Here is a 22031-nt window from a genome sequence, read left to right on the forward strand (position 1 = left end):
AGGATGGTGAGATGGGTATCGAAGGCGTCGGTTTCGACGGACCGGAGGGAGTCAGTGCTTCCTTCGTTGAAGGCCTGTATCGGCAATATCGCGCCGATAGTTCCAGCGTGGACCAGAGCTGGCGGGATTATTTCGCCGGCATAGAGGCCGGGATATCCGGCCCCAGCTGGGCGCGGCCCAACTGGCCCCCCAGCAGCACCGACGCGCTGACCGCGGCGCTCGATCCCACCCAGATGGAGGTTCCGGCCAAGGCGCCCAAGGCGGCGCCCGCCGCCGCTCCGGCCCCCGCGCCGGCCATGGCCGCGACCGACCCGGCCGAGATCGAGCGGCAGGCGCTGAACTCGATCCGCGCGGTGATGCTGATCCGCTCCTATCGCGTGCGCGGCCATCTGCTCGCCAATCTCGATCCGCTCGGCCTGTCCCAGCGCGCCGAGACCGACGATCTGACCCCCGCCTGGCACGGCTTCTCCGAGGCCGACATGGACCGGCAGGTCTATGTGCCGGGCTTCCTCGGCCTGAAATGGGCCACCCCGCGCGAGATACTGGCGATCCTCCGCAAGAATTACTGCGGCAATGTCGGCCTCGAATATATGCACATCAGCGACGTGGAGGAGCGGCGCTTCCTCCAGGCGCGGATCGAGGGCAAGGACGCCGAGATCACCTTCACGCCCGAGGGCAAGAAGGCGATCCTCACCAAGGTGATCCATGCCGAGCAGTGGGAGAAGTTCCTGGGCCGCAAATATGTCGGCACCAAGCGCTTCGGCCTCGACGGCGGCGAATCGATGGTCCCCGCGCTCGAAGCGGTGATCAAATATGCCGGTGCCTATGGCGTGAACGAGGTGGTGATCGGCATGGCCCATCGCGGCCGCCTCAACGTCCTCTCCAACCTGATGGAAAAGCCCTATCGCGCGATCTTCAACGAGTTCGCGGGCGGCTCCTCCAATCCGGAGGATGTCGGCGGGTCGGGTGACGTCAAATATCACCTCGGCACCTCGACCGATCGTGAGTTCGACGGCAACAAGGTCCATCTCAGCCTCGCGCCGAACCCGTCGCACCTCGAATGCGTCAACCCGGTGGTGCTCGGCAAGTCGCGCGCCAAGCAGACCAAGCTCGACGATCTCGAGCGGTCCAGGGTGCTGCCGATCCTGCTGCACGGCGACGCCGCCTTCGCGGGCCAGGGCATCATCATGGAGTGCTTCGGCTTCTCCGGCCTGCGCGGCTACAATACCGGCGGCACGATCCATTTCGTGATCAACAACCAGGTCGGTTTCACCACCTCGCCGCAGTTCGCGCGCTCATCGCCCTATCCGTCGGACATCGCCAAGATGGTCCAGGCGCCGATCCTCCACGTCAACGGCGACGATCCCGAGGCGGTGACCTGGGCGTGCAAGGTCGCGACCGAGTTCCGCCAGACCTTCAAGCGCGACGTCGTGATCGACATGTGGTGCTATCGCCGCTTCGGCCACAACGAAGGCGACGAGCCGGGCTTCACCCAGCCGCTGATGTACGAGGCGATCCGCAAGCACCCCCCGGTCAGCGCGATCTACAGCGCGCGCCTCGTCCAGGAAGGCGTGATCGACAACGAATGGACCTCCAAGTCCGAGGGCGAGTTCGTCAACCATCTCGAGCAGGAGTTCGAGGCGGGCAAGAGCTACAAGGTCAACAAGGCCGACTGGTTCGAGGGCGACTGGACCGGCTTCGCCGAGCCGCGCGAGGCGATTACCGAGCGCCGCGCCGCGGTCACCGGCATCTCCACCGATCTGATGGCCGATCTCGGCCGCCAGCTCACCACCGTTCCCGAGGGGCTGACCATCCACAAGACGCTGGGCCGCATCCTCGAGGCGAAGAAGGAGATGTTCGCGTCGGGCAAGGGCTTCGACTGGGCGACCGGCGAGGCGCTGGCCTTCGGCTCGCTGCTGACGGAGGGCTATGGCGTCCGCCTGTCGGGCCAGGATTCGGGGCGCGGCACCTTCAGCCATCGCCACGCCGTCTGGGTCGATCAGAAGGACGGGCACAAATATATCCCGCTCTCCGCGCTCGACCGGCGCTTCCAGGTGCTGGACAGCCCGCTGAGCGAGTTCGGTGTGCTCGGCTTCGAATATGGCTATGCCTCCGCCGCGCCGAACACGCTGGTGATGTGGGAAGCGCAGTTCGGCGATTTCGCCAATGGCGCGCAGGTCATCGTCGATCAGTTCATCTCGTCGGGCGAGGCGAAGTGGCTGCGCGTCAACGGCCTCGTGATGCTGCTGCCGCACGGCTATGAAGGGCAGGGGCCCGAGCACAGCTCGGCCCGGCTGGAGCGCTATCTCCAGCTCTGCGCCGAGGATAACATGCAGGTCGCGAACTGCACGACGCCGGCCAATTATTACCACATCCTGCGCCGGCAGATGCTCCGCAAGTTCCGCAAGCCGCTGATCATCATGACGCCCAAGTCGCTGCTCCGTCACAAGTCGGCGGTATCGACGGCGGAGGAGATGACCGGCGATACCCGCTTCATGCGCGTGCTGATGGACACCAACGCGCCGGCGGCGGCCGATGTCCGCCGGGTCGTGCTGGTGTCGGGCAAGCTCTATTATGAGCTGGCCGAGGCGCGCGACGCGGCCGGGGACAAGAACACGCTGATCCTGCGGGTCGAGCAGCTCTATCCCTTCCCGGCCGATGCGCTGATCACCATCCTCGGTCGTCTGCCCAACCTCGAAACCGTGGTGTGGGCGCAGGAGGAGCCGAAGAACCAGGGCGCCTGGAGCTTCGTCGAGCCCTATATCGAGAAGGTTCTCACCGACAATGGGGGCGCGCCGAAGCGCGCGGTCTATGCCGGCCGCAAGGCCGCTGCGGCGACCGCGACCGGCCTCGCCCGCAACCATGCCGTCCAGCAGGCGGCTCTGATCGCCGACGCTCTCGGCCACGAAACAAAGGGTAAGTAAGATGGCAACCGATGTTGTGGTTCCGACGCTCGGTGAATCGATCACCGAGGCGACTCTCGGACAATGGCTCAAGAAGCCCGGCGAGGCGGTGAAGGCCGATGAGCCGATCGCCAGCCTGGAGACCGATAAGGTGGCGATCGAGGTTCCCTCGCCCGTCGCCGGCGTGGTCGGCGAGCTGGTGGTGAATGAAGGCGACACCGTCAATGTCGGCGCGGTGATCGCGCGGATCGAGGCGGGCGCCAGCGCGGCCACCGCCGCGACCCCGGCGGTCGAGGACCGCACCGCTGTCGGCCAGGCCGAGGCGGCCGCTCCCCCCGAGCCCGCCGCGGCCCCGGTCGATGAGGAAGGCGATCCCGTCACCCTGTCGCCGTCGGTGCGCCGCGCGGTGCTGGAGCATGGCGTCGACCCGTCGAAGATCCGGGGCACCGGCAAGGACGGCCGGCTGACCAAGGACGATGTCGTCGCCGCCGCGCGCACCCAGCCCAAGCCGGCTGCCCCGGCCGCAGCCGCCCCGGCGCCTGCCGTCGCCGCGCCGGTCGCCGCTTCGGCCGGTGGCCGCAAGGAGGAGCGGGTCCGCATGACCCGCCTGCGCCAGACCGTCGCCAGCCGCCTCAAGGAGGCGCAGAACACGGCCGCGATCCTCACCACCTTCAACGACGTCGACATGACGGCGGTGATCGAGGCGCGGAACAAGTATAAGGACCTGTTCGAGAAGAAGCACGGCGTCCGCCTCGGCTTCATGGGCTTCTTCGTGAAGGCCGCCTGCATGGCGCTGAAGGACGTGCCCGCGGTCAACGCCTCGATCGAGGGCGACGAGATCGTCTATCGCGACTATGTCGACGTCTCGGTCGCGGTCTCCGCGCCGAACGGCCTGGTCGTGCCGGTGATCCGCGACGCGCAGGACCTTTCGGTCGCCGGCATCGAGAAGACGATCGGCGATTTCGGCACCCGCGCCAAGAACGGCACGCTCAAGCTCGAAGAGATGAAGGGCGGCACCTTCACCATCTCGAATGGCGGCGTGTTCGGCTCGCTGATGTCGACCCCGATCATCAATCCGCCACAGTCGGGCGTGCTCGGCCTGCACCGGATCGAGGAGCGCCCCGTGGTCCGTGACGGCCAGATCGTCGCCCGGCCGATGATGTACCTCGCGCTGAGCTATGATCATCGCCTGATCGACGGCCGCGAGGCGGTGACCTTCCTCGTCGCGATCAAGAACGCGATCGAGGACCCGACCCGCCTGCTGATCGACCTGTAATAAAATCCGTCGCCCCGGCGCCCTCCCATCAAAATATATTTTGATGGGAACCCAAGGTAGCCGGGGCCGCAAGAGTTGAAACGTCGCCCCTGCCGCTTGCGGCCCCGGCCTCCGCCGGGGCGACGGGATAAGGAAGACTCGAATGTCCGACTATGATTTCGACGTGATCGTCATCGGCGCCGGCCCCGGCGGCTATGTCGCCGCGATCCGGGCCGCGCAGCTCGGCCTCAAGACGGCCTGCGCGGAAAGCCGCGAGACGCTGGGCGGCACCTGCCTCAACGTCGGCTGCATCCCCTCCAAGGCGATGCTCCACGCATCCGAGCTCTATGACGAGGCCGCCAGCGGCAAGCTCGCCAAGCTCGGCATCAAGGCCACGGTCGAACTGGACCTCGATACCATGCACGGCCAGCGCCGCGACGCGGTCAAGGGCCTCACCGGCGGTATCGAATATCTGTTCAAGAAGAACAAGGTCGAGTGGCTGAAGGGCCTCGCCGCCTTCACCGGCAAGGACACGGTCGAGGTCGCGGGCAAGAGCTATCGTGCGAAGAACATCGTCATCGCCACCGGCTCCAGCGTCACCCCGCTGCCCGGCGTCGAGATCGACGAGAAGGTCGTGGTTTCCTCGACCGGCGCGCTGGAGCTGCCCAAGGTCCCCGGCCATCTGGTCGTGATCGGCGGTGGCGTGATCGGGCTGGAACTGGGGTCGGTGTGGAAGCGGCTCGGTGCGAAGGTCACCGTGGTCGAATATCTCGATCAGCTGCTCCCCGGCATGGACGGCGAGATCCGCAAGGAAGCCGCCAAGATCTTCAAGAAGCAGGGCATGGAGCTGAAGCTCTCGACCAAGGTCACCGGCGTCACCGTCAAGGGCGGCAAGGCGACCGTCACCGTCGAGCCCGCCGCTGGCGGCGCGGCCGAGACGCTGGAGGCCGACGCGGTGCTGGTGTCGATCGGGCGTCGCCCGAACACCGAGGGTCTCGCACTGGAGCGCGCCGGCCTCACCACCAACAAGCGCGGCCAGATCGAGGTCGATCACGACTTCGGCACCGGCGTTCCCGGCATCTGGGCGATCGGCGATGTCGTCCCCGGCCCGATGCTTGCCCACAAGGCCGAGGATGAGGGCATCGCGGTGGCGGAGAATATCGCCGGTCTCACCGGCATCGTGAACCACGATGTCATTCCCGGCGTCGTCTACACCTTCCCCGAGATCGCCGCCGTCGGCCTGACCGAGGAGGACGCGAAGGCGCGCGGAGAGGTGAAGGTCGGCAAATTCCCGATGATGGCGAACAGCCGCGCCAAGACCAATCATGAGCCCGATGGCTTCGTGAAGGTGATCGCCGACGCCAAGACCGACAGGGTGCTGGGCGTCCACATCATCGCGTCGGTCGCCGGCACGATGATCGCCCAGGCTGCGCAGGCCATGGAGTTCGGCGCGACCAGCGAGGACATCGCCTATACCTGCCACGCCCATCCGACCCATTCGGAGGCGATCAAGGAAGCCGCGATGGCGGTGACCGGCAAGCCGATCCACATCTGAAGATAGAAGGGTATAGCCCTTCCTTCATGCGTCACCCCAGCGCAGGCTGGGGTCCATGTCTCTCTCCAAATGCGGTGAACACTGGGGAGACGGCAGACATGGACCCCAGCCTGCGCTGGGGTGACGTCTGTCATCTCCCCCTTATTTTCCGTCCTTCCCGAACGCCGTGCGCAACTCGCCCTTCGCTGCCTCCAATATCTTCCGCTGCTTCTCGGGCAGGTCCTTGCCCGCGCGGTTGATGTAGAAGGTCAGCATCGACATTGCCGATCGGAACGGCGTCGCCTTGCGGCGCCGGCTATGCTCGGCCGACTGCTTGAGCGAGTGGGCGATCTTCGCTGGATCGCTCAGCGTGAACACGCCGCGATCCAGCGTCAGCGCATCCGAATGCTCGGTCACGTCCTGCGACCATTTGTGCGCCGTCATCGCTGCCTCCGCCTCAGATCGGCGAGATGCCCATGAACTTCAGGATGCCGAGGACGAGCAGCAGCAGCGCGATCGCGGCGATGATGCCGCCCACATTCATGCTGCTCTTCTCGACGACGACCCGTTCGTCACTGTTCACATCGGCCATAATGTCTCTCCTGCCTTGGTCAGCCCCCAACGACCGGGCCCGGCAGGTCGTTCCGTGGGACGAAGGGCGCGCTAAATGGGTTGCCATTCCCGGCGGCCATCGGCAGAGGGGCCGGCCCATCTTTCCAGGATTATTTCAGGTGACAGGCGGATCGATCGGTCTCGATTTCGGGACGACCAACAGCGTCGTGGCGCTGGGGCAGGGCGGCGGTTCCGATCTGCTCGATTTCGCCGCGCCGCGCGGTGCCGCGCCGGTCTTCCGCTCGGCGCTGTGCTTCTGGCATGATGACGATGCCGACGGTGGGCTGGCCTCGGATGCGGGGCCATGGGCGATCGCCGAATATCTCGAATATCCGGCTGACAGCCGCTTCATCCAGTCGTTCAAGACGGTCGCGGCCAGCCAGAGCTTCGACCAGGCGACGATCTTCGGGAAGCGTTTTCGCTTCGAGGATCTCGGCCGTGTCTTTCTCGATCGCATGGTCGGCCATGCCGGCGGGCGCCTCGATACCCGCCCCCCGCGCATCGTCGTCGGGCGTCCGGTCGAGTATGCCGGTAGCCGCCCGGACGAGGCGCTCGCCCGGCAGCGCTATGCCGCGATGTTCGAAGGCTTCGGCGTCGATATCCATTATGTCTATGAGCCGCTGGGTGCTGCCTACAGCTTCGCCGCACGGCTTGACGAGCCAGCCACCGTCCTCGTCGCCGATTTCGGCGGCGGTACCAGCGACTTCTCGGTGGTGCGGATCGGCGCGCGGGGCGATGCGCCGCGTTGTGTGCCGCTGGGCCATGCCGGCGTCGGCATCGCGGGGGACCGGCTTGACTATCGCCTGCTCGATCGCCTCGTCCTGCCGATGCTGGGGAAGGGCGGGGAGTATCGCTCGTTCGACAAGCTGCTCGAGATTCCGCGCAGCTGGTTCAGCGACTTCGCCGACTGGTCGCGCCTCGCGCTGATGCGCAATCCCAGAACCTTGGCCGAGCTGGAGCGCCTGCGTCGCGCGGCGGTCGATGGCGATGCGATCGCGCGGATGATCGCGGTGATCGAGGGCGAGCTGGGCTACCCGCTCTATGAGGCCGTCGCACAGACCAAGCGGGCCCTGTCGACGGCGGAGGTCGCGCCCTTCCGCTTCGACGGGGGCGGCCTGACGATCGAGGCCGATGTCAGCCGCGCTTCGTTCGAGGACTGGATCGCCGAGGATGTCGCGCAGATGGAAAGGGCCGTCGATCGCGCGCTCGCCGCCTCCCGGATCGACGCGGCAGGCATTGATCGCGTCTTCCTGACCGGCGGTACCTCGCTAGTCCCCCGCATCCGCCGCATCTTCACCGATCGCTTCGGAGCGGATCGGATCGAGAGCGGGGGCGAACTCACTTCGATCGCCCATGGCCTCGCGCTCATCGGCCAGGAGGAGGATGTCGCCGCCTGGTCGGCCTGATCCGGGCCCCTCGCCGCGCTTGGAACCGGCCCGTCCTTATGGCAGGGCGGGCGGGAGCCACGGGAAGAATATGTAGATGGTTGCCCAAATCGAGCCGTTTCACGCGATCGCGATCAGCCGGATCGCCCACCAGCTGCGCGACGAGAGCCGCTCGATCATCCATATGGAATTCGGCCAGCCCTCCACCGGTGCGCCGGCCGCCGCCATCGCCGCGGCGCGTCATGTGCTCGACACCGACGCCATGGGCTATTGGGAAAGCACCCGCCTCAAGGAGCGGATCGCCGGCCATTATCGCGAGCGCCATGGCGTGGCGGTCGATCCCGAGCAGGTCATCCTCACCTGCGGCGCGTCGCCCGCGCTGGTGTTGGCCCTGTCCTGCCTGTTCGCGCCGGGGGACCGCGTGGCCTTCGCGCGGCCGGGCTATGTCGCCTATCGCAACACCCTGAAGGCGCTCTATCTCGATCCGGTCGAACTGGCCTGCGGGCCGGCGCAGCGTTTCCAGGTCACGGCGGCGGCGCTGGCCGCGCTCGATCCCGCGCCCAGCGGCGTGATCATCGCCTCGCCCGCCAATCCCACCGGCACGATCATCGCGCCGGAGGAGGCGAGGGCGATCGCCGCGGTGTGCCGCGAGCGCGGCATCCGGATCGTCTCGGACGAGATCTACCACGGCCTCAGCTACGGCGCCGTCACCCGCTCGCTGCTGGAGGACGCACCCGACGCGCTGATCCTCAACAGCTTCTCCAAATATTTCAGCATGGCCGGCTGGCGGCTCGGCTGGCTGGTCGTCCCGCCCGATCTGATCGGCGCCGCCCGCGCGCGGATGGGCAATCTCTTCCTCACCCCGCCGTCGCTCGCGCAGCATGCCGGGCTCGCCGCCTTCGACTGCCGCGAGGAGCTGGAGGGCCATGTCGAGACCTATGCCCGCAACCGGGCGCTGCTGCTGGAGGCGCTTCCCCACCTCGGCCTCGGCAACATCGCGCCGCCCGACGGCGCCTTCTACATCTATGCCGATGTCCGCCACCTGACCGATGACAGCATGGCCTTCTGCAAGCGGCTGCTGCTCGATACCGGCGTCGCCCTCGCGCCCGGCATCGATTTCGATCCGGTCGACGGCCACCATTATATCCGCTTCAGCTTCGCCGTCTCGACCGCGCTGGTCGAGGAGGCGCTGCGCCGGATCACCCCCTGGCTTGCCGAGCGGGCAAGCGAACGCGCGGTGGCGTGAGGGCAAGAAAAAAGCCCCGGGCCGGAACCCGGGGCTCTTGTCGCTTTCGATCGCGAAGCTCGCCCTATTGCACGACCATCGTCGTGAAATAGACATTGTCGATCCCGCCGAAGCCGGTGCGCTGCTTGAGCGTTTCGTTGATCGCGTCCTTCAGCCCCTTCTGCAGCGCCAGCTTGCCCTCCGGGGTGGAGATGGTGAAGCTGTCCTGCTGCGCCATCACCATCAGGATCGCCGATCGGATCGGCAGCTCATTCTCCTTGAGGTTGTCGAGCACCTTCTGGTCGTAGAAGGTCGATGCGCCCAGGCCGATCTGCGTGAAGCCGTCCGAATCGCGCAGGTTCGCGGTGAAGGGCTGCTCGAAGGTGTAATAGCTCGCCTTGTACTTGGTCGGATCGGGCGACTTCTCCACCTCGAAGCCCATCGGCAGGGTCTTCTTCTCGCCATGCTCGGCGCCATGGTCCTCGGCGCCTTCCTTCTTGACGAGCTGGGGCATGTTGGGATCGACCGGGGCCTCCTCCTTGTGCCCGCCCGCCAGGCCGGCGCCCGCGGCGTACAGGCCGGCGCCGACCCCGCCGCCGCCAAAGACGAGCGCCATGACGAGCGTCATGACGATGCCCTTCATCTTACCCTTTTTCTTCGGCGCCTCGGCGGCCGGTGCTGCTGCTGCACTCATCGTTCAGGTCCCATGATCAAGCGTAGAGTTCGCCATCCTCGCGTGGTGCCGAATCACCGGCATCATCGCGACTCGTGGCCTGTGTACGCGCAAAAGGTTGATGATCTGCTGACGGCTGGCGCTGCTGGCCGGCCTGGCCCTGATGGTTCTGAGCAAAGGCGGAGCCGTGGTTGGCGCCGCTCTGCTGCTGGTTGTTCAGCTCGACATGCGTCTCGGAAACCCGCAGCCCCTGGGCGCGGACCTCGGCGATCAGCTGCGGCTGCGCGTCGGCGATGATGGTGCGCGCCTGGTCGGTATCGGCGGTCAGCTTGATCGCGGTGCCCGCCGCGCTGTTGGCGATCTCCACCGTCAGCGCGCCGAGATGCTCGGGGTTGAGGTGGAATTTCAGATGGCCCTGCTGGGTCGCGGCCTGGCTGATGTCGCGGGCCAGCCGGTCGAGCCACTGGCTGTCGCGCGCCAGGTCGAGATGGCGTTCGACGGTCTGCAGGCCCTCGCTGACAGCCGGCGTGGCGCCATCGGCCGGCGCGGCGGCGGCGACGGGCTGGCCTGCCGGCTGAACCCCCGCGATCGCGGGATCGACAGACGGCGCGGAGGGCATCGCCGGGCTGGCCGGCGCCGGTGTCGCGGACGCCACAGTGACGGGGGCCAGGTCGTCGCCGGTCGGCGCGATCGGCCGATCGGTGTCGGCCGGCGCCGGAGCGACGCTCGCCTGCGGGGCCGTTACATCGGCTTTGGCGGCGGTGGCGATCGGCGGAGCGGCGGGCGCCCGCGCGGGCTTGCCGGCCTTGGCGCCCTGCGGCGCCGGCTCGGCGGCCAGGGCCTCGGGCGCCACTGCCGCGACGGTCTCGGGAGTCGGCATCGGCGTGGCGTTCGAAACGGGCGTCGCCGCGACGGGCGCGACACCGGGCTCTGCCGCCGCCGGCATCGGCGCATCGGCGGGCATGCGGCCCGGTGTGAGGGCCGATTTCAGCGAGGCGATCAGCGTCGCGATATTGCCACGCGCGGCCGGTCGGGCGGGCGCCGTCGCATCGTCCACCACGGGGGTCGCTTCGATCGCGCCCCGGGTGTCGCCGACATCGGCGGCGAACGGCTTGGCGGCGGCGGCCGTCGGAACGGGCCTGGCGTCGGGCACGATGGCCGCTGCCGGGGCCTGTTGCCGCGGCTGGCTGTCGACCGGAAGACGGGTCACGTCCTTCGCCTGGGGCGGGATCTCGCCGGCCCGATCGGCGGTCGGCGTCTCCGGCCGGGGGGCGATGGCCGCCGGTCGGAGCGGCATGGCCGGGGCGCTGTTCGCCGCCAGCCGGGTGATGGTGCGGCCGACGAGCACCGGCTCGGCGGGCGCTGCGCCATCCAGTGCGGCGGGGGCGGGTGTCGGCACCGGCGTGCCCTGCGCGGCGGGTGCGGGCGCCGGCTGGGTGACCGTGATCTGGCCGGCGGCGGCGACCATCGCCTCGATATCGGCCAGCAGGTCGAGCGGCTGGTCGGCACCGGCGTCCTGGCTCTTGCTCTCGGATGCGCCCGGCGCCGTTTCGTCGCCCATGATGGCGATGATCTCGGCCTCGCCCTCGGCGCCGGTTTCGGGATTGGGCCCGCCTTGGCCCGCCTTGCCCTCGGGCTGGGTTTGGGCGACGAGCTTGGCGAAGGCCGGCGCGGCCTCGCCCACGGGCGGGCTGGCCGGCATCGGCGTCGGGCTGGCCGGCGTCGGGCTGGACGTCAGGGCGATCGCGGATGTCGAGAGCGCGGCAACGGCCATGTCAGTCTTCCCCTTCGTTCTTCTTGGTCGTCCGGGACCGGAAATGCGCGGCCATGCGCGCCTCGGTCCAGTCCTGCAGCGCCTTCACGGCGCGCTGGTCGAGCTTCGCGGCGCTCTCCTGGCGCTGGCGCGCCTCCAGCCGCTCGGCAACCTTCTGCTCGGCGGTCGCCTTGGCGGAAGCGATCGCGGTGTCGAGGCCATGGCGCGCGGTGTCGAGCCGCTGCGCCAGCGTCCCCCGGTTCTGCAGGATCGCGCCGCTTGACGGGCCCGCCGGCAGCGTCAGGCTGTCGCGCAGGGTCGCCAGCTTGGCGGCGTTGGTCTCGAGATGGACGACCTGCGCCTCCGCGCTCGCCGCCACCGAAGCCGCCAGCAGATGCTGCGCCGCCCGCACCCGCGTGATCCGCGCGCGCTTCTTGACCAGCGCCTTCATCCGCCGAACGCCTCAAGCAGTTGCTGGGTGGATGTCGCGTAATCGACCCGGTCCTTCTGGCCCTGGCTGATGAACTCCAGGATATGGTCGTGCCGCGCGATGGCGACATCGACGATCGGGTCGCTGCCGCTGCGATAGGCGCCCATCAGGATCAGGTCGCGATTTTCCTCATAGACCGCCCACAGCCGGCGCAGGATCTGCGCCGCCTGCTGGTGCTCGGGGGTCACGATGTCGCTCATCACGCGGCTCAGCGACTTGCCCACGTCGATCGCGGGGAACACGCCCTGCTCGGCCAGGGCACGCGACAGGATGATATGGCCGTCGACGATCGCGCGCGCGGTGTCGACGATCGGATCGTCGGTGTCGTCGCCGTCGGCGAGCACGGTGTAGAGCGCGGTGATCGATCCGCCCGTATGGGCATCGACCCCGGCGCGCTCGATCAGGCGCGGGATCAGGCCCAGCGCCGATGGGGGATAGCCCTTCATCGTCGGCGGCTCGCCCAGCGACAGGCCGATCTCGCGCTGCGCATGGGCAACGCGGGTCAGGCTGTCGATCAGCAGCAGCACGCGCTTGCCCTGCGCGCGGAAATATTCGGCGATCGCGGTGGCGCGCATCGCGGCGCGCAGGCGCAGCACCGGCGGATGATCGGCCGGCACCGCCACGACCACGCTCTTCTGGCGTACCGGGCCGGACAGCTTGGTCGCCAGGAAGTCGGAAACCTCGCGGCTGCGCTCGCCGACCAGGCCGACGACGATGATGTCGGCATCGGCGCCGGCGATCATCTGGCCCATCAGCACCGATTTGCCGACGCCCGAACCGGCGGCAATGGCGATGCGCTGGCCGACGCCTGCGGTCAACAGCGCGTTGATCGCGCGCACGCCCATGTCGAATGGTTCGGTGACGCGGGCGCGGTCCAGCGGGTTGCCGCGCTTGCCGGCGAGCGGCCAGCGCTCGGATGTGGCGATCGGGCCCATCCCGTCGATCGGATTGCCCAGCGCGTCCATCACGCGGCCCAATAGTGTTTCGCCGACGTCGACCGATCCGCCGCGCCGGTCGGGCTCGACCCGCGCGCCCGCGCTGTGCGGCGCATCGGCGTCCAGCGCCATCAGCAGGGTGCGGTTGCCGCGAAAGCCGACGACCTCGGCCAGCGCGGCATGGCCGTCGGCGTCGATGACGCGGGCGTTGGAACCCACCGGCATCGGAAAGCCGGTCGCTTCCAGCATCAGTCCGTCATAGGAGGCGAGCCGGCCGACCCGGCGGGGGCCGACCTGTTCCAGCTCGACGGTGCCGAGCATCGCGTCAGCGGTCGCGGCGAGGGTCATCGCGGCATACCCATCGCGTCGAGCTGCTGGCGCAGCTTGGCAAGGCGGACCTGCGGGCCGTCCTCGATCCAGCCTTCGCCGCTTTCGAGGATGATGGTGCCGGAGGCGAGATGATGGTCGGGCGCCACGGCGATGCCCAGCTCGACGCCTTCGAGCATCGCTATGTCGTCGGGGTGCATGCGCAGCCGGGCGGGGCCGGACTCGGCGGTCACCAGTTCGGCGATCGTCTCGGCGCGCTCGCGCAACAGGACGGGATCGATCTTCACCTCGCCGACGATCTGGCGGACGAGGCGGGTGACCGTCTCGGCCAGCACCGATGCCAGCGGGCCGCTCGGCTCGGGCTGCAGCGCCTCGGCGGAGCGGATCAGTTCGGCCAGCGCCGCGCGCTCGCGGGCGAACTCGGCGATCATCGTCTGGCGGCCCTGCTCGAAGCCCTGGGCGAAGGCTTCGGCACGCTCGCTGTCCATGTCGACCACGGCTTCGGGCTCGCGGGCGGCGGGGGTGGGCGCGAAGTCGCTGGCGCGGCGGCGCGGGTGCGGGGCACCATCACCACCCCAGGGCGTGAAGTGCGCGGTGGGCGCCGGGCGGGCCCAGGCATTCACCCGGGTCGCGGCCTCGCGCCATTCGTGCGTCCAGGCCTCAGACAAAGTCGTCGCCCTTGCCGCCCAGGCTGATCGTGCCTTCCGCCGCCAGCTTGCGGGCGATGGCCAGCATCGCCTTCTGCGCTTCCTGTACGTCGGCCAGGCGCATCGGGCCGCGATCGGCGATCTCGTCCTGCACCGACTGGGCGGCGCGGCTCGACATGCAGCCGAAGATCTTGGCGCGCAGCTTCTCGTCGGCGCCCTTGAGCGAGACGACCAATATGTCGTTGTCGACCGTGCGGAGCAGCGCGCCCAGGTCCTTCTCGGTCAGCGCGTTGAGGTTGTCGAAGATGAACATCTCCTCCTCGATCGTCCGCGCCACGGTCTTGTCCAGCTTCTGCAGCGCCTTGATGATCCGCTGTTCGGCGGCCTTGCGCGAGCTGTTGACGATCTGGGCGGCTTCGCTGGCGCCGCCGCGGCGGATGGTCGATCCGTTCGACTGGGCGGTGGCCGGCCGGCTCAGCAGCTCGTCCAGCTCCTCCAGCGCGGCCTCGGTGACCGGGCCCATCGTCGCGACGCGATAGACCAGGTCGGCCTGCACGTCGTCGGGCAGCAGCTGCAGCACATCGGCCGCGCGCTGCGATTCGAGGAAGGCCAGCACGATCGCCGCGATCTGCGGATGCTCGAACTCGATCAGGTTGGCGATCTGCCGCGCGTCCATCCACTTGAGGTTCTCGAGCGCGGTGGTGTGCTGGACCGGGGTGATCCGCTGCAGCACCTGATCGGCTTTGTCCTGGCCCAGTGCCTTGTGCATCATCCCCTTGATCTGGCGCTCGACGCCGAAGCCCAGCGTGGTGCGGGCCTTGGCGCGGTCGACGAACACGTCGAACACGCCGTCGATCTCGCCTTCGGAGATGTTGGCGACGTTGAACATCGCGCCGCCGAGATGCTGGACCTCGTCCGGATCGAGCCGGCTCAGCACGGTGGCGGCTTCCTCCTCGCCCAGCAGCATCAGCAGGATCGCGGCGGCGGAACTGCCGGTCGGGGCGACCGGGGTCGCGCCGTCGGTGTCGATGGGGGTTTCGTCGGCCATCGGATCAGGCTCCCGGCATGTCGGCGCGGATCAGGTCGCGGACGACCAGCGCGGCGCGGTCGGGATCCTGCTTCACGAAGTTGCGGATCAGTTCGGCGCGGTTGGCATAGCCCGGGGTCGCCTCGATCATGTCGAGCGTTACCGGCTTGTTGGGATCGATCAGCGCCTGCTGCGCCATCTCGGATGCGATCTCGGCACGGATGGCGGGGTTGGTGCCCTGCGGCAGGCGGCCACCCGATGCGATCATCGCCTCCATCACCGCCTTCTTCTCCTCGGCCAGCGCGGCGCGGCGCTTGAGCAGCGGCTTGGCGACGCCGAAGACGAGCAGGGCGACGACGAACAGCGCGGACAGGTTGCGGGCCAGGGTCGATACCCAGGGCGCTTCCCACCAGTTCGGCTTGACCTCGGCCTCCTCGGCCACCGCGAAGCTGCGGGCGGACAGGGCGACGACATCGCCGCGCGCCTGGTCGGCGCCCACCGCGCCACGCACCAGCGTCTCGATCGAGGCCAGCTCGGCGCGGCTGAACTTGCGGCTGCCTTCGCGCAGGGCGACCGCGACCGACAGCCGCTTGACCGTGCCGATCGGTGCCTTGGTCACCGATACTTCGCGGCCCAGTTCATAGGTGCGATTGTAGTTTTCGGATGTCTTGGCGGCATTGGCAGCGTCGGTGGTGCCGGGCGCGGGAACCGTCTGGTTCGGCGCGGCGGTCACCTGGCTCGCGGCCGGCGGCTGGTTCGACAGCGCGCCGGGGATACCGGTCGCTTCGCCGCCGCCATTCTTGTCGCCGGTCCAGCTGCCCTGCTCCTGGCGGACCACGGCGGTATCCTTGGGATAGCTTTCGCGGGTCGCCTGGGTCTCGGTGAAGTCGACATCGGCATGCACCTCGGCGGTGAAGTTGCCGGGGCCGACGATCGGGGTCAGGATCTTGTTGAGCGCGTCGAGATAGCGCTGCTCGATCTTGGTCTGGATATCGACCTGCCGGTTCGAGGCCTGGCTCATCGCGTCGCCGCCGGGCGAGGAGAGCAGGCGGCCGGCCTGGTCGACCACCGATACGGCGTCCGGGGTCAGGTTCGGCACCGAGGAGGCGACGAGGTTGACGATCGCCTGGACCTGCGAGTCCGACAGGGCACGGCCGGCGCGCAGGCGCAGCATCACCGATGCCTGCGGCTTGGCTTCGTCGCGCAGGAACACGCTGGGCTGGTCGGCGGCGACATGGACCTTGGCGCTCTCGACCGAGTCGATCGCCTCGATCGTGCGGGCCAGGTCCATCTGGCGGGCGGTGCGCAGCTTCTCGCCTTCCACCGCGCGGCTGGCGCCGAGCGGCAGGGAGGAGATCAGTGCGTCGCCATCGGGGGCCGACTTGGGCAGGCCCTGCTGCGCCATCAGCATCTTCGCCTGATAGAAGCTGGTCTCGGGAACGGTCAGCGATCCGGTGCTGCGATCGATCTCATAGGGGATGTTCGCGGCCTTCAGCGCATCGGCGACGGCGGCCTTGTCGCCATCGGCCATGCCGGGGAACAGGTCGCGCTGCGGCGCGCCCGACATGGTCGACCACAGCAGCGCGGCGCCGCCGAGCAGGCCGACCAGGCCCATCATCGGCAGGCTGCGCTGGATCGCCGGCTGGTTGGTGAAGTCCTTGATCCGGTCGAGCACGGCGCCGGTGCCGACGCCGGGGGCGGCGGACGAGGCGGCAAGCGCGGGAGCGGTGGCGGGGGAGGGGATGATGTCAGCCATGGATCATTACACCGGCATGCTCATGATGTCCTTGTAGGCGGACAGGAGCTTGTTGCGGACCTGGAGGGTCGCCTGGAAACCGACGCTGGCGCTCTCGCGCTGGAGCATCACGGCGGCGATGTCGGTCGTCTCGCCGCGCTCGTAGCTTTCGGTGATCGCGCTGGCCTTGGCCTGCTGGTTGTTCACCTCGCCCAGCGCGCCGCGCAGCGTGGCGGTGAAGCCGCCATCGGGCGCGTTGACGGCGTTGGCCGTCTGCCCGATCCCGCCGACCAGCGGGTTCGGCGCGGGCGCGGCTGCGGCCTTCTGCAGCGCGCTGTTCTGCTGCAATATGGCGTTTCGCATCGCCAGGAGATTGCTGGTGTTGACGGTCGTCATCTACCCCTCCCTCAAGCCGCCACGGCGCGCATGTCGGCCATACGGTAGCGCAGCGTGCGTTCGGAAATGCCGAGCCGCTGGGCGGCGCGGAGACGGTGGCCGCCGGTGGCGGCAAGGGCTTCCTCGATCGCGCGGATCTGGCTGACGCGCTTGGCGTCGGCAAGGCGGATCGGGGCGGTTTCCGGACCGGCCGGAGCCGCGACCGGAGCGGTCTCGTTGGCGGCGATCGGGCGCGGCGCGACCGGCGCGGACACCGCGTCGATCATCAGGTCGGCGGCCTCGATGCGGGCGCCGTCGCGCATCAGCATCGCGCGCTGCAGCACATTCTCCAGCTCGCGGACATTGCCGGGCCAGCCATGCGTCATCAGCCGGTCGAGCGCCTCGGCGGTCGGCCAGGCGAGGTCTTCCTGCTCGGGCGTGTGGCGCAGCAGCAGCGCGGCGGCGATGGCGCGGATGTCCTGGCGGCGCTCGCCAAGCGCCTTCAGCGCCAGCGGCATGACGTTGAGGCGCCAGTAGAGATCGGCGCGGAACCGGCCGGCTTCGACCTCGGCGGCGAGATCGCGGTTGCCGGCGGCGATGACGCGGACGTCCACCGCGATCGGCGCGGTGGCGCCGACGGGAAGCACTTCGCGCTCCTGCAGCGCGCGGAGCAGCTTGGCCTGGAGCGCGAGCGGCAGCTCGGAAATCTCGTCCAGCAGCAGCGTGCCGCCCTCGGCGGCGCGGAACAGGCCCTCGCCGGTGCCGACCGCGCCGGTGAAGGCGCCCTTCTGGTGGCCGAACAGCATCGCCTCCAGCATGGTCTCGGGCAGTGCGGCGCAGTTGACCGCGACGAAGGGCTTGTCGGCGCGCGGGCTCGCGGCGTGGATGAAGCGGGCGACGCCTTCCTTGCCGGTGCCGGTCTGGCCCAGCAGCAGCACGGTCGCGTCGCTGCGGGCGACGCGGGCGGCGATTCCCAGGAAGCGGGCGCTCTCCGGTTCGCCGCAGGCCGGCATGCCGCGCGGGCGGGCCAGCTCGGCGATCAGCGCATGGCCGAACGCCATGTCCTCGAAGCCGAAGACGATGGTGGCGGGGCGGCCGACCTTTGCCCGGCGCAGCACCGGCGCGCCATCGGCGAAGTCGATCAATATGTCGTTCTGGCGGGCAAGGCCGATCTCGGTGACGTGCAGGATGCGCGGTGCGCGATCGGCGGAGGCGGCCGGGTCGACCATCGCGGTCTCGATCCCCGCGCCCGCCAGCCAGGCGACGAGCGTGGGCTGCGAACCCTGTGCCTTCTCGCTGATGCCGATCATCGTCATGGCGGTCCTTCGCGGATCGATGCGCCAGCCGCACCAATTCCTTGCCCGACATGATTACCGGCGGATTAACTTAAAAAGTCTTAATAGACCGCGCGCCGTGCCCGCCCTCATGCGCGAGCGTCGTACGCGGGCGCGCGAAGGCGGCCGGGTGATGCCTATCATCTATCTGAAATATAAAGGCTTTTCCGGCGCGGCAAAAAGCTGCTCATCCAATGGTCGAACCCGGCAAAAAATTGCCGTGGGTCTGCCGGGGTCTGTTCGGGGCGGCGCCCGTTTCGGCTGTGGTTTCGCCCCTTAAACAAAATAATCGAAAAAATAATCCATGTTTTTCAGATACTTAATCTGAAAAATCGGCCGTGGTGAATTTTCCTGGTTAAAGCGGGGGTAAGCACGGCCGTTAATGGGATCGAGGCGAGAACGGCCAGCACCGGATCGTCGCCTGCTTTTTAAACTTGGTTTTAGAAACAAGGACTGATCCAATGACCGTCATCAACACCAACATCTCTTCGCTCCGCGCCCAGAACGCCGGTCGACTGGCCGACCAGATGTCGGCGACCGCGATGGCCCGCCTGTCGAGCGGCAAGCGCATCAACTCCGCGAAGGACGACGCTGCCGGCCTCGCCATCGCCTCCTCGATGACCAGCTCGATCCGCGGCATGACCGTCGCGATCCGCAACGCCAACGACGGCATTTCGCTGTCGCAGACGGCGGAAGGCGCGCTGGGCGAGGCGAGCAACATGCTGCAGCGTATCCGCGAACTGGCCGTCCAGGCCGCCAACGGCACCTATCAGTCGACCGACCGCGACAATCTGCAGACCGAAGTCGCCGCGCTCCAGTCGCAGCTGACCAGCATCGTGACCGGCACGAAGTTCAACGGCAACACGCTGTTCTCGGCCACCTCGACCGCGACGAGCTTCGCGATCCAGACCGGCATCAACTCGGGCGACACCACCTCGATCTCGGTCGGTGGCCTCGACAAGGTGGCCGCGGCCTATGCCAACACCATCAAGGTCGACACCTCCACCAACGCCGGCCTGGCGATCACCGCCGCCGACGCGGCGCTTGCCCAGGTGGCCAATGTCCGGGCCAATCTCGGCGCCAACCAGAACCGTCTGGAAGCCAGCGTTGCCGTGCTGACCGCGAACATCACCAACCTGTCCGAGGCCCGCTCGCGGATCGAGGATACCGACTTCTCGGCGGAATCGAGCGCCCTCGCCAAGGCCGGCATCCTCCAGCAGGCTTCCACCGCGATGCTCGCCCAGGCCAATCAGAGCCAGCAGAGCGTGCTCAGCCTGCTCAAGTAGGTCGCTTACCGTATCTTTTGCTGGCCGAGACGGCCCCCGGTGCATCGCATCGGGGGCCGTTTCGGTTTTGGCGTCTTCGGCGTCGCGTCGCCGCGCCACGCTCAGCGTCGCCCCGGCGGAGGCCGGGGCCGTAACCGCTTTTGCGACAAGCTCGCCGCGCAAACTCTTGCGGCCCCGGCCTCCGCCGGGGCGACGCCCACTGACGAAGGCCCTGGCACCGTCCGTCCCCAACATTCGTCTATTCGTCCGTGCCGGGCTTCGTGCCGCACGCGCAGGCCTCTCCACGTCATGCCAGCGAAGGCTGGCATCCATTTCTATCGCCATGTCAGGTGCCGTCGCGTTTGAAGAGCGCCGGGATCCCAGCCTCCGCTGGGGGAGCAAATAAGGCTGGAAGGTGCGCCAGAAGCCGCTCCGCAGCCCCCGATCATCCTAAAGTCTAAGCTAGCCATGCCCGTTTCAGGGCTATCTGCTAAAGCGAATAACCCACTGATATAACTGTATATATCCGCGCCCGCGCGTAGGGAGCCGGGCCATTTACCCAATTTATTTATGGTTAATGGCCGCTAACCATCTTTCTTCCTTAAGCCTGCTTTCCCCGCGTCGTTACCCGGATCGTGGCGAGGACGGTCAAGTGAGCCGGAACGCCTTGTAGTAGCGGAAGGATTTTTCAATGGCTGTCATCAACACCAACATTTCGTCGCTGCGTTCGCAGAATGCCGGCCGTCTGGCCGACAAGCTGCAGGCGACCGCCATGGAGCGCCTGTCGAGCGGCAAGCGCATCAACAGCGCCAAGGACGATGCCGCCGGCATGGCGATCGCTTCGTCCATGACCGCTTCGGTCCGCGGCATGAGCGTCGCGATCCGCAACGCCAACGACGGCATCTCGCTGGCGCAGACTGCGGAAGGCGCGCTCGGCGAAGTCAGCAACATGCTGCAGCGGGTCCGCGAGCTGGCCGTCCAGGCCTCGAACGGCACCTACCAGTCGACCGATCGTGACAATCTGCAGACCGAAGTCGCCGCGCTCCAGTCGCAGATCACCGACGTGGTGACCAAGACCAAGTTCAACGGCAACACCCTCTTCTCCGCCACCTCGACCGCGACGAGCTTCGCGATCCAGACCGGCATCAACTCGGGTGACACGACGTCGATCTCGGTCGGCGGTCTCGACAAGGTCGCTGCGGCCTATGCCAACACCATCAAGGTCGACACCACCACCAATGCCGGCCTGGCGATCACCGCCGCCGACGCCGCGCTCGGCCAGGTCAACACGGTCCGCGCCGGTCTCGGTGCCACCCAGAGCCGCCTCGACGCCGCCGTCAACGTGCTGACCGCGAACGTCAACAACCTGTCCGAGGCCCGCTCGCGGATCGAGGATGCGGACTTCTCGGTGGAATCGACGGCGCTCGCCAAGGCGGGCATCTTGGCCCAGGCGTCCACGGCGATGCTGGCCCAGGCCAACCAGAACGGGCAGAGCGTCCTGAGCCTGCTCCGCTAAGACCAGGACGGCCTAAACACCTCGGCCGTCTCGACAGGGCCCCCGGCGCAACCTTTCCCCGCGCCGGGGGCCTTTGTCTTGTTCTTCTTTTCATTCCAGCGACGGGATCAGGGCGATGGACGCGACAGCGGCTTCAGGCGGAAACGGTTTTGACGCGGCGCTCCGCGCGCTCGAGGATCTCGAGACCAGCGTCGCCCAGGTCCGCGAGGACGGGCGCGACGACAAGGGCCCGGCGGCCGTCACCGCCACCGTCCCGCCGGCCGAACCGGTGCTGCCCCCGACCAGCGTGCTCGCCTTCTCCGATGGCGATCCCGCCGACGAGCCCGTCGCGATCGCCGCCGTCCCGCTCGCGGAAGCCGATCCCGCCCCGGCGCCGGCCCACCAGGCCGAGCCGACCGAGCCCCAGGCGGCGGCGCCCGCGCCTGTCCCGGCAACCGCCCCGGCCGTCGAGGCGCCCGCCGCCCGGTCGGGCCTCTGGACGAAGGTCGCGATCGGCCTCGGCCTTGCCTCCAGCGCCGTCTCCGCCGCCGGGCTGGTCATCGCCGAGCGGACGATCATGTCCGCCCGGCTGGTGGTCGCCGACGCCCGCGAACGGCAGGCGCAGCTCGCCCAGGCCAACCGGCTCATCCAGGATCTCCAGCTGGTCCGCGATCGCCAGGTCGAGCTGCTCAAGGCCCAGCAGGCCCAGCTCGCCAGCGCGCCGGTGAGCAGTGCCGAGCTTCAGCACCGCATGGAGGTGCTGCAGGAAGGGATCATGAAGCGCGATCCGGTCAACCAGGTCATCGAGGCGATCCGCGCCGGCCAGTCCGACAACAACGCCCGCGTCAACGAACTCGGCACGAAGATCGATCGCCTGGAAGCAGCGCTGCGGCACTGATTGTTGGCGCCCTCAGGCGCCGGGCGCGAGGCATCCACCTCGCTTGGCTTTCCTCGCATAAGCTCGGGCGGCCGTTCGGCCTTGCGGAACGCTCCGCGTTCCGACGACAATCTCAACGTTGCGTTGATCGTCGGAGCCCGTCAGGGCTCCGCAAGCGCGAACG

The 22031-nt window shown here is 68.3% G+C and carries 20 protein-coding genes; 9 read left to right on the plus strand and 11 right to left on the minus strand.

What is annotated here, in order from left to right; genetic code table 11:
• The first annotated feature begins 11 nt into the window (after nt 1-11).
• From CMV14_RS08440 to lpdA, 3 genes are all read left to right on the plus strand, one after another.
• Entirely contained in the window at nt 12-2924 is a 2913-nt protein-coding gene (locus tag CMV14_RS08440; protein WP_066968518.1) for a 2-oxoglutarate dehydrogenase E1 component, read from the plus strand.
• Nucleotide 2925: 1 nt separating this feature from the next.
• Nucleotides 2926-4179 (plus strand): 2-oxoglutarate dehydrogenase complex dihydrolipoyllysine-residue succinyltransferase, encoded by a 1254-nt coding sequence (gene odhB, locus CMV14_RS08445; protein WP_066968520.1) that lies wholly within the window; start codon nt 2926-2928, stop codon nt 4177-4179.
• Nucleotides 4180-4321: 142 nt separating this feature from the next.
• Complete coding sequence (gene lpdA, locus CMV14_RS08450; RefSeq protein WP_066968522.1) at nt 4322-5713, plus strand: dihydrolipoyl dehydrogenase; 1392 nt, start codon at nt 4322-4324, stop codon at nt 5711-5713.
• A 141-nt stretch (nt 5714-5854) separates the two neighbouring features.
• On the opposite strand, the gene CMV14_RS08455 is transcribed toward lpdA, so the two are convergent.
• Both CMV14_RS08455 and CMV14_RS27395 read right to left on the minus strand, forming a co-directional pair.
• Nucleotides 5855-6136 (minus strand): DUF3175 domain-containing protein, encoded by a 282-nt coding sequence (locus CMV14_RS08455; protein WP_066968524.1) that lies wholly within the window; start codon nt 6134-6136, stop codon nt 5855-5857.
• A 13-nt stretch (nt 6137-6149) separates the two neighbouring features.
• On the minus strand, nt 6150-6284 hold the full coding sequence (locus CMV14_RS27395) for a hypothetical protein (protein WP_255250182.1): 135 nt from the start codon (nt 6282-6284) through the stop codon (nt 6150-6152).
• A gap of 139 nt (nt 6285-6423) precedes the next feature.
• On the opposite strand from CMV14_RS27395, the gene CMV14_RS08460 reads away from it, so the two are divergent.
• Nucleotides 6424-7710, plus strand: a complete 1287-nt coding sequence (locus CMV14_RS08460; RefSeq protein WP_066968526.1) for an Hsp70 family protein — start codon at nt 6424-6426, stop codon at nt 7708-7710.
• A gap of 76 nt (nt 7711-7786) precedes the next feature.
• Nucleotides 7787-8935, plus strand: coding sequence for an aminotransferase class I/II-fold pyridoxal phosphate-dependent enzyme (locus tag CMV14_RS08465; RefSeq protein WP_066968528.1), 1149 nt, complete (start codon nt 7787-7789; stop codon nt 8933-8935).
• A 64-nt stretch (nt 8936-8999) separates the two neighbouring features.
• Here the strand turns inward: CMV14_RS08465 and CMV14_RS08470 are convergent, their stop codons facing one another.
• From CMV14_RS08470 to CMV14_RS08510, 9 genes are read right to left on the minus strand one after another with little or no spacing between them, the layout of a single operon-like run.
• Nucleotides 9000-9608 (minus strand): flagellar basal body-associated FliL family protein, encoded by a 609-nt coding sequence (locus CMV14_RS08470; RefSeq protein WP_066968530.1) that lies wholly within the window; start codon nt 9606-9608, stop codon nt 9000-9002.
• A gap of 16 nt (nt 9609-9624) precedes the next feature.
• Nucleotides 9625-11361 (minus strand): flagellar hook-length control protein FliK, encoded by a 1737-nt coding sequence (locus tag CMV14_RS08475; protein WP_096367699.1) that lies wholly within the window; start codon nt 11359-11361, stop codon nt 9625-9627.
• 1 nt (nt 11362) lies between these two features.
• The gene (locus tag CMV14_RS08480) at nt 11363-11791 is read right to left on the minus strand and encodes a hypothetical protein (protein ID WP_066969229.1); all 429 of its coding nucleotides are present in this window, start codon (nt 11789-11791) and stop codon (nt 11363-11365) included.
• Nucleotides 11788-13113 carry a FliI/YscN family ATPase gene (locus CMV14_RS08485; protein WP_066969226.1) on the minus strand — a complete coding sequence of 442 codons (1326 nt, stop codon included), beginning with the start codon at nt 13111-13113 and terminating at the stop codon, nt 11788-11790. The genes CMV14_RS08480 and CMV14_RS08485 overlap by 4 nt, the downstream gene beginning before the upstream one ends.
• Nucleotides 13110-13760, minus strand: a complete 651-nt coding sequence (locus tag CMV14_RS08490) for a FliH/SctL family protein (RefSeq protein WP_066969224.1) — start codon at nt 13758-13760, stop codon at nt 13110-13112. The genes CMV14_RS08485 and CMV14_RS08490 overlap by 4 nt, the downstream gene beginning before the upstream one ends.
• Nucleotides 13753-14787: a flagellar motor switch protein FliG gene (gene fliG / locus CMV14_RS08495; RefSeq protein ID WP_066969222.1), complete on the minus strand. Its 1035-nt coding sequence runs from the start codon at nt 14785-14787 to the stop codon at nt 13753-13755. Before fliG ends, CMV14_RS08490 begins: the two co-directional genes overlap by 8 nt.
• A 4-nt stretch (nt 14788-14791) precedes the next feature.
• On the minus strand, nt 14792-16522 hold the full coding sequence (fliF, locus tag CMV14_RS08500) for a flagellar basal-body MS-ring/collar protein FliF (protein WP_066969220.1): 1731 nt from the start codon (nt 16520-16522) through the stop codon (nt 14792-14794).
• Nucleotides 16523-16528: 6 nt separating this feature from the next.
• Nucleotides 16529-16897, minus strand: a complete 369-nt coding sequence (fliE, locus tag CMV14_RS08505; protein WP_066969218.1) for a flagellar hook-basal body complex protein FliE — start codon at nt 16895-16897, stop codon at nt 16529-16531.
• 11 nt (nt 16898-16908) lie between these two features.
• Nucleotides 16909-18192, minus strand: coding sequence for a sigma-54 interaction domain-containing protein (locus CMV14_RS08510; RefSeq protein WP_066969216.1), 1284 nt, complete (start codon nt 18190-18192; stop codon nt 16909-16911).
• Here CMV14_RS08510 and CMV14_RS26435 point away from each other — a divergent pair.
• From CMV14_RS26435 to CMV14_RS08525, 4 genes are all read left to right on the plus strand, one after another.
• Nucleotides 18176-18490: a hypothetical protein gene (locus CMV14_RS26435; protein ID WP_139114788.1), complete on the plus strand. Its 315-nt coding sequence runs from the start codon at nt 18176-18178 to the stop codon at nt 18488-18490. The two genes, CMV14_RS08510 and CMV14_RS26435, sit on opposite strands and share 17 nt — an antisense overlap.
• Nucleotides 18491-18671: 181 nt before the next feature.
• The gene (locus CMV14_RS08515) at nt 18672-19496 is read left to right on the plus strand and encodes a flagellin N-terminal helical domain-containing protein (RefSeq protein ID WP_066969214.1); all 825 of its coding nucleotides are present in this window, start codon (nt 18672-18674) and stop codon (nt 19494-19496) included.
• Nucleotides 19497-20166: 670 nt separating this feature from the next.
• Complete coding sequence (locus CMV14_RS08520) at nt 20167-20991, plus strand: flagellin N-terminal helical domain-containing protein (protein ID WP_066969212.1); 825 nt, start codon at nt 20167-20169, stop codon at nt 20989-20991.
• Nucleotides 20992-21106: 115 nt separating this feature from the next.
• A complete protein-coding gene (locus CMV14_RS08525; protein WP_066969210.1) occupies nt 21107-21868 on the plus strand; it encodes a hypothetical protein in 762 nt (253 codons plus the stop codon).
• Nucleotides 21869-22031 lie beyond the last annotated feature (163 nt).

Source organism: Rhizorhabdus dicambivorans, assembly GCF_002355275.1.
Lineage (GTDB): Bacteria > Pseudomonadota > Alphaproteobacteria > Sphingomonadales > Sphingomonadaceae > Rhizorhabdus > Rhizorhabdus dicambivorans.

Coding starts and splice junctions, on each gene's coding strand:
- fliG (WP_066969222.1), bottom strand. CDS start 14,787: ATGGCCGACGAAACCCCCATCGACACCGACGGCGCGACCCCGGTCGCC.
- fliF (WP_066969220.1), bottom strand. CDS start 16,522: ATGGCTGACATCATCCCCTCCCCCGCCACCGCTCCCGCGCTTGCCGCC.
- CMV14_RS08475 (WP_096367699.1), bottom strand. CDS start 11,361: ATGGCCGTTGCCGCGCTCTCGACATCCGCGATCGCCCTGACGTCCAGC.
- CMV14_RS08525 (WP_066969210.1), top strand. CDS start 21,107: ATGGACGCGACAGCGGCTTCAGGCGGAAACGGTTTTGACGCGGCGCTC.
- CMV14_RS08465 (WP_066968528.1), top strand. CDS start 7,787: ATGGTTGCCCAAATCGAGCCGTTTCACGCGATCGCGATCAGCCGGATC.
- CMV14_RS08440 (WP_066968518.1), top strand. CDS start 12: ATGGGTATCGAAGGCGTCGGTTTCGACGGACCGGAGGGAGTCAGTGCT.
- CMV14_RS08510 (WP_066969216.1), bottom strand. CDS start 18,192: ATGACGATGATCGGCATCAGCGAGAAGGCACAGGGTTCGCAGCCCACG.
- odhB (WP_066968520.1), top strand. CDS start 2,926: ATGGCAACCGATGTTGTGGTTCCGACGCTCGGTGAATCGATCACCGAG.
- CMV14_RS08470 (WP_066968530.1), bottom strand. CDS start 9,608: ATGAGTGCAGCAGCAGCACCGGCCGCCGAGGCGCCGAAGAAAAAGGGT.
- fliE (WP_066969218.1), bottom strand. CDS start 16,897: ATGACGACCGTCAACACCAGCAATCTCCTGGCGATGCGAAACGCCATA.
- CMV14_RS08515 (WP_066969214.1), top strand. CDS start 18,672: ATGACCGTCATCAACACCAACATCTCTTCGCTCCGCGCCCAGAACGCC.
- CMV14_RS08485 (WP_066969226.1), bottom strand. CDS start 13,113: ATGACCCTCGCCGCGACCGCTGACGCGATGCTCGGCACCGTCGAGCTG.
- CMV14_RS08520 (WP_066969212.1), top strand. CDS start 20,167: ATGGCTGTCATCAACACCAACATTTCGTCGCTGCGTTCGCAGAATGCC.
- CMV14_RS08480 (WP_066969229.1), bottom strand. CDS start 11,791: ATGAAGGCGCTGGTCAAGAAGCGCGCGCGGATCACGCGGGTGCGGGCG.
- lpdA (WP_066968522.1), top strand. CDS start 4,322: ATGTCCGACTATGATTTCGACGTGATCGTCATCGGCGCCGGCCCCGGC.
- CMV14_RS08455 (WP_066968524.1), bottom strand. CDS start 6,136: ATGACGGCGCACAAATGGTCGCAGGACGTGACCGAGCATTCGGATGCG.
- CMV14_RS27395 (WP_255250182.1), bottom strand. CDS start 6,284: ATGGCCGATGTGAACAGTGACGAACGGGTCGTCGTCGAGAAGAGCAGC.
- CMV14_RS26435 (WP_139114788.1), top strand. CDS start 18,176: ATGCCGATCATCGTCATGGCGGTCCTTCGCGGATCGATGCGCCAGCCG.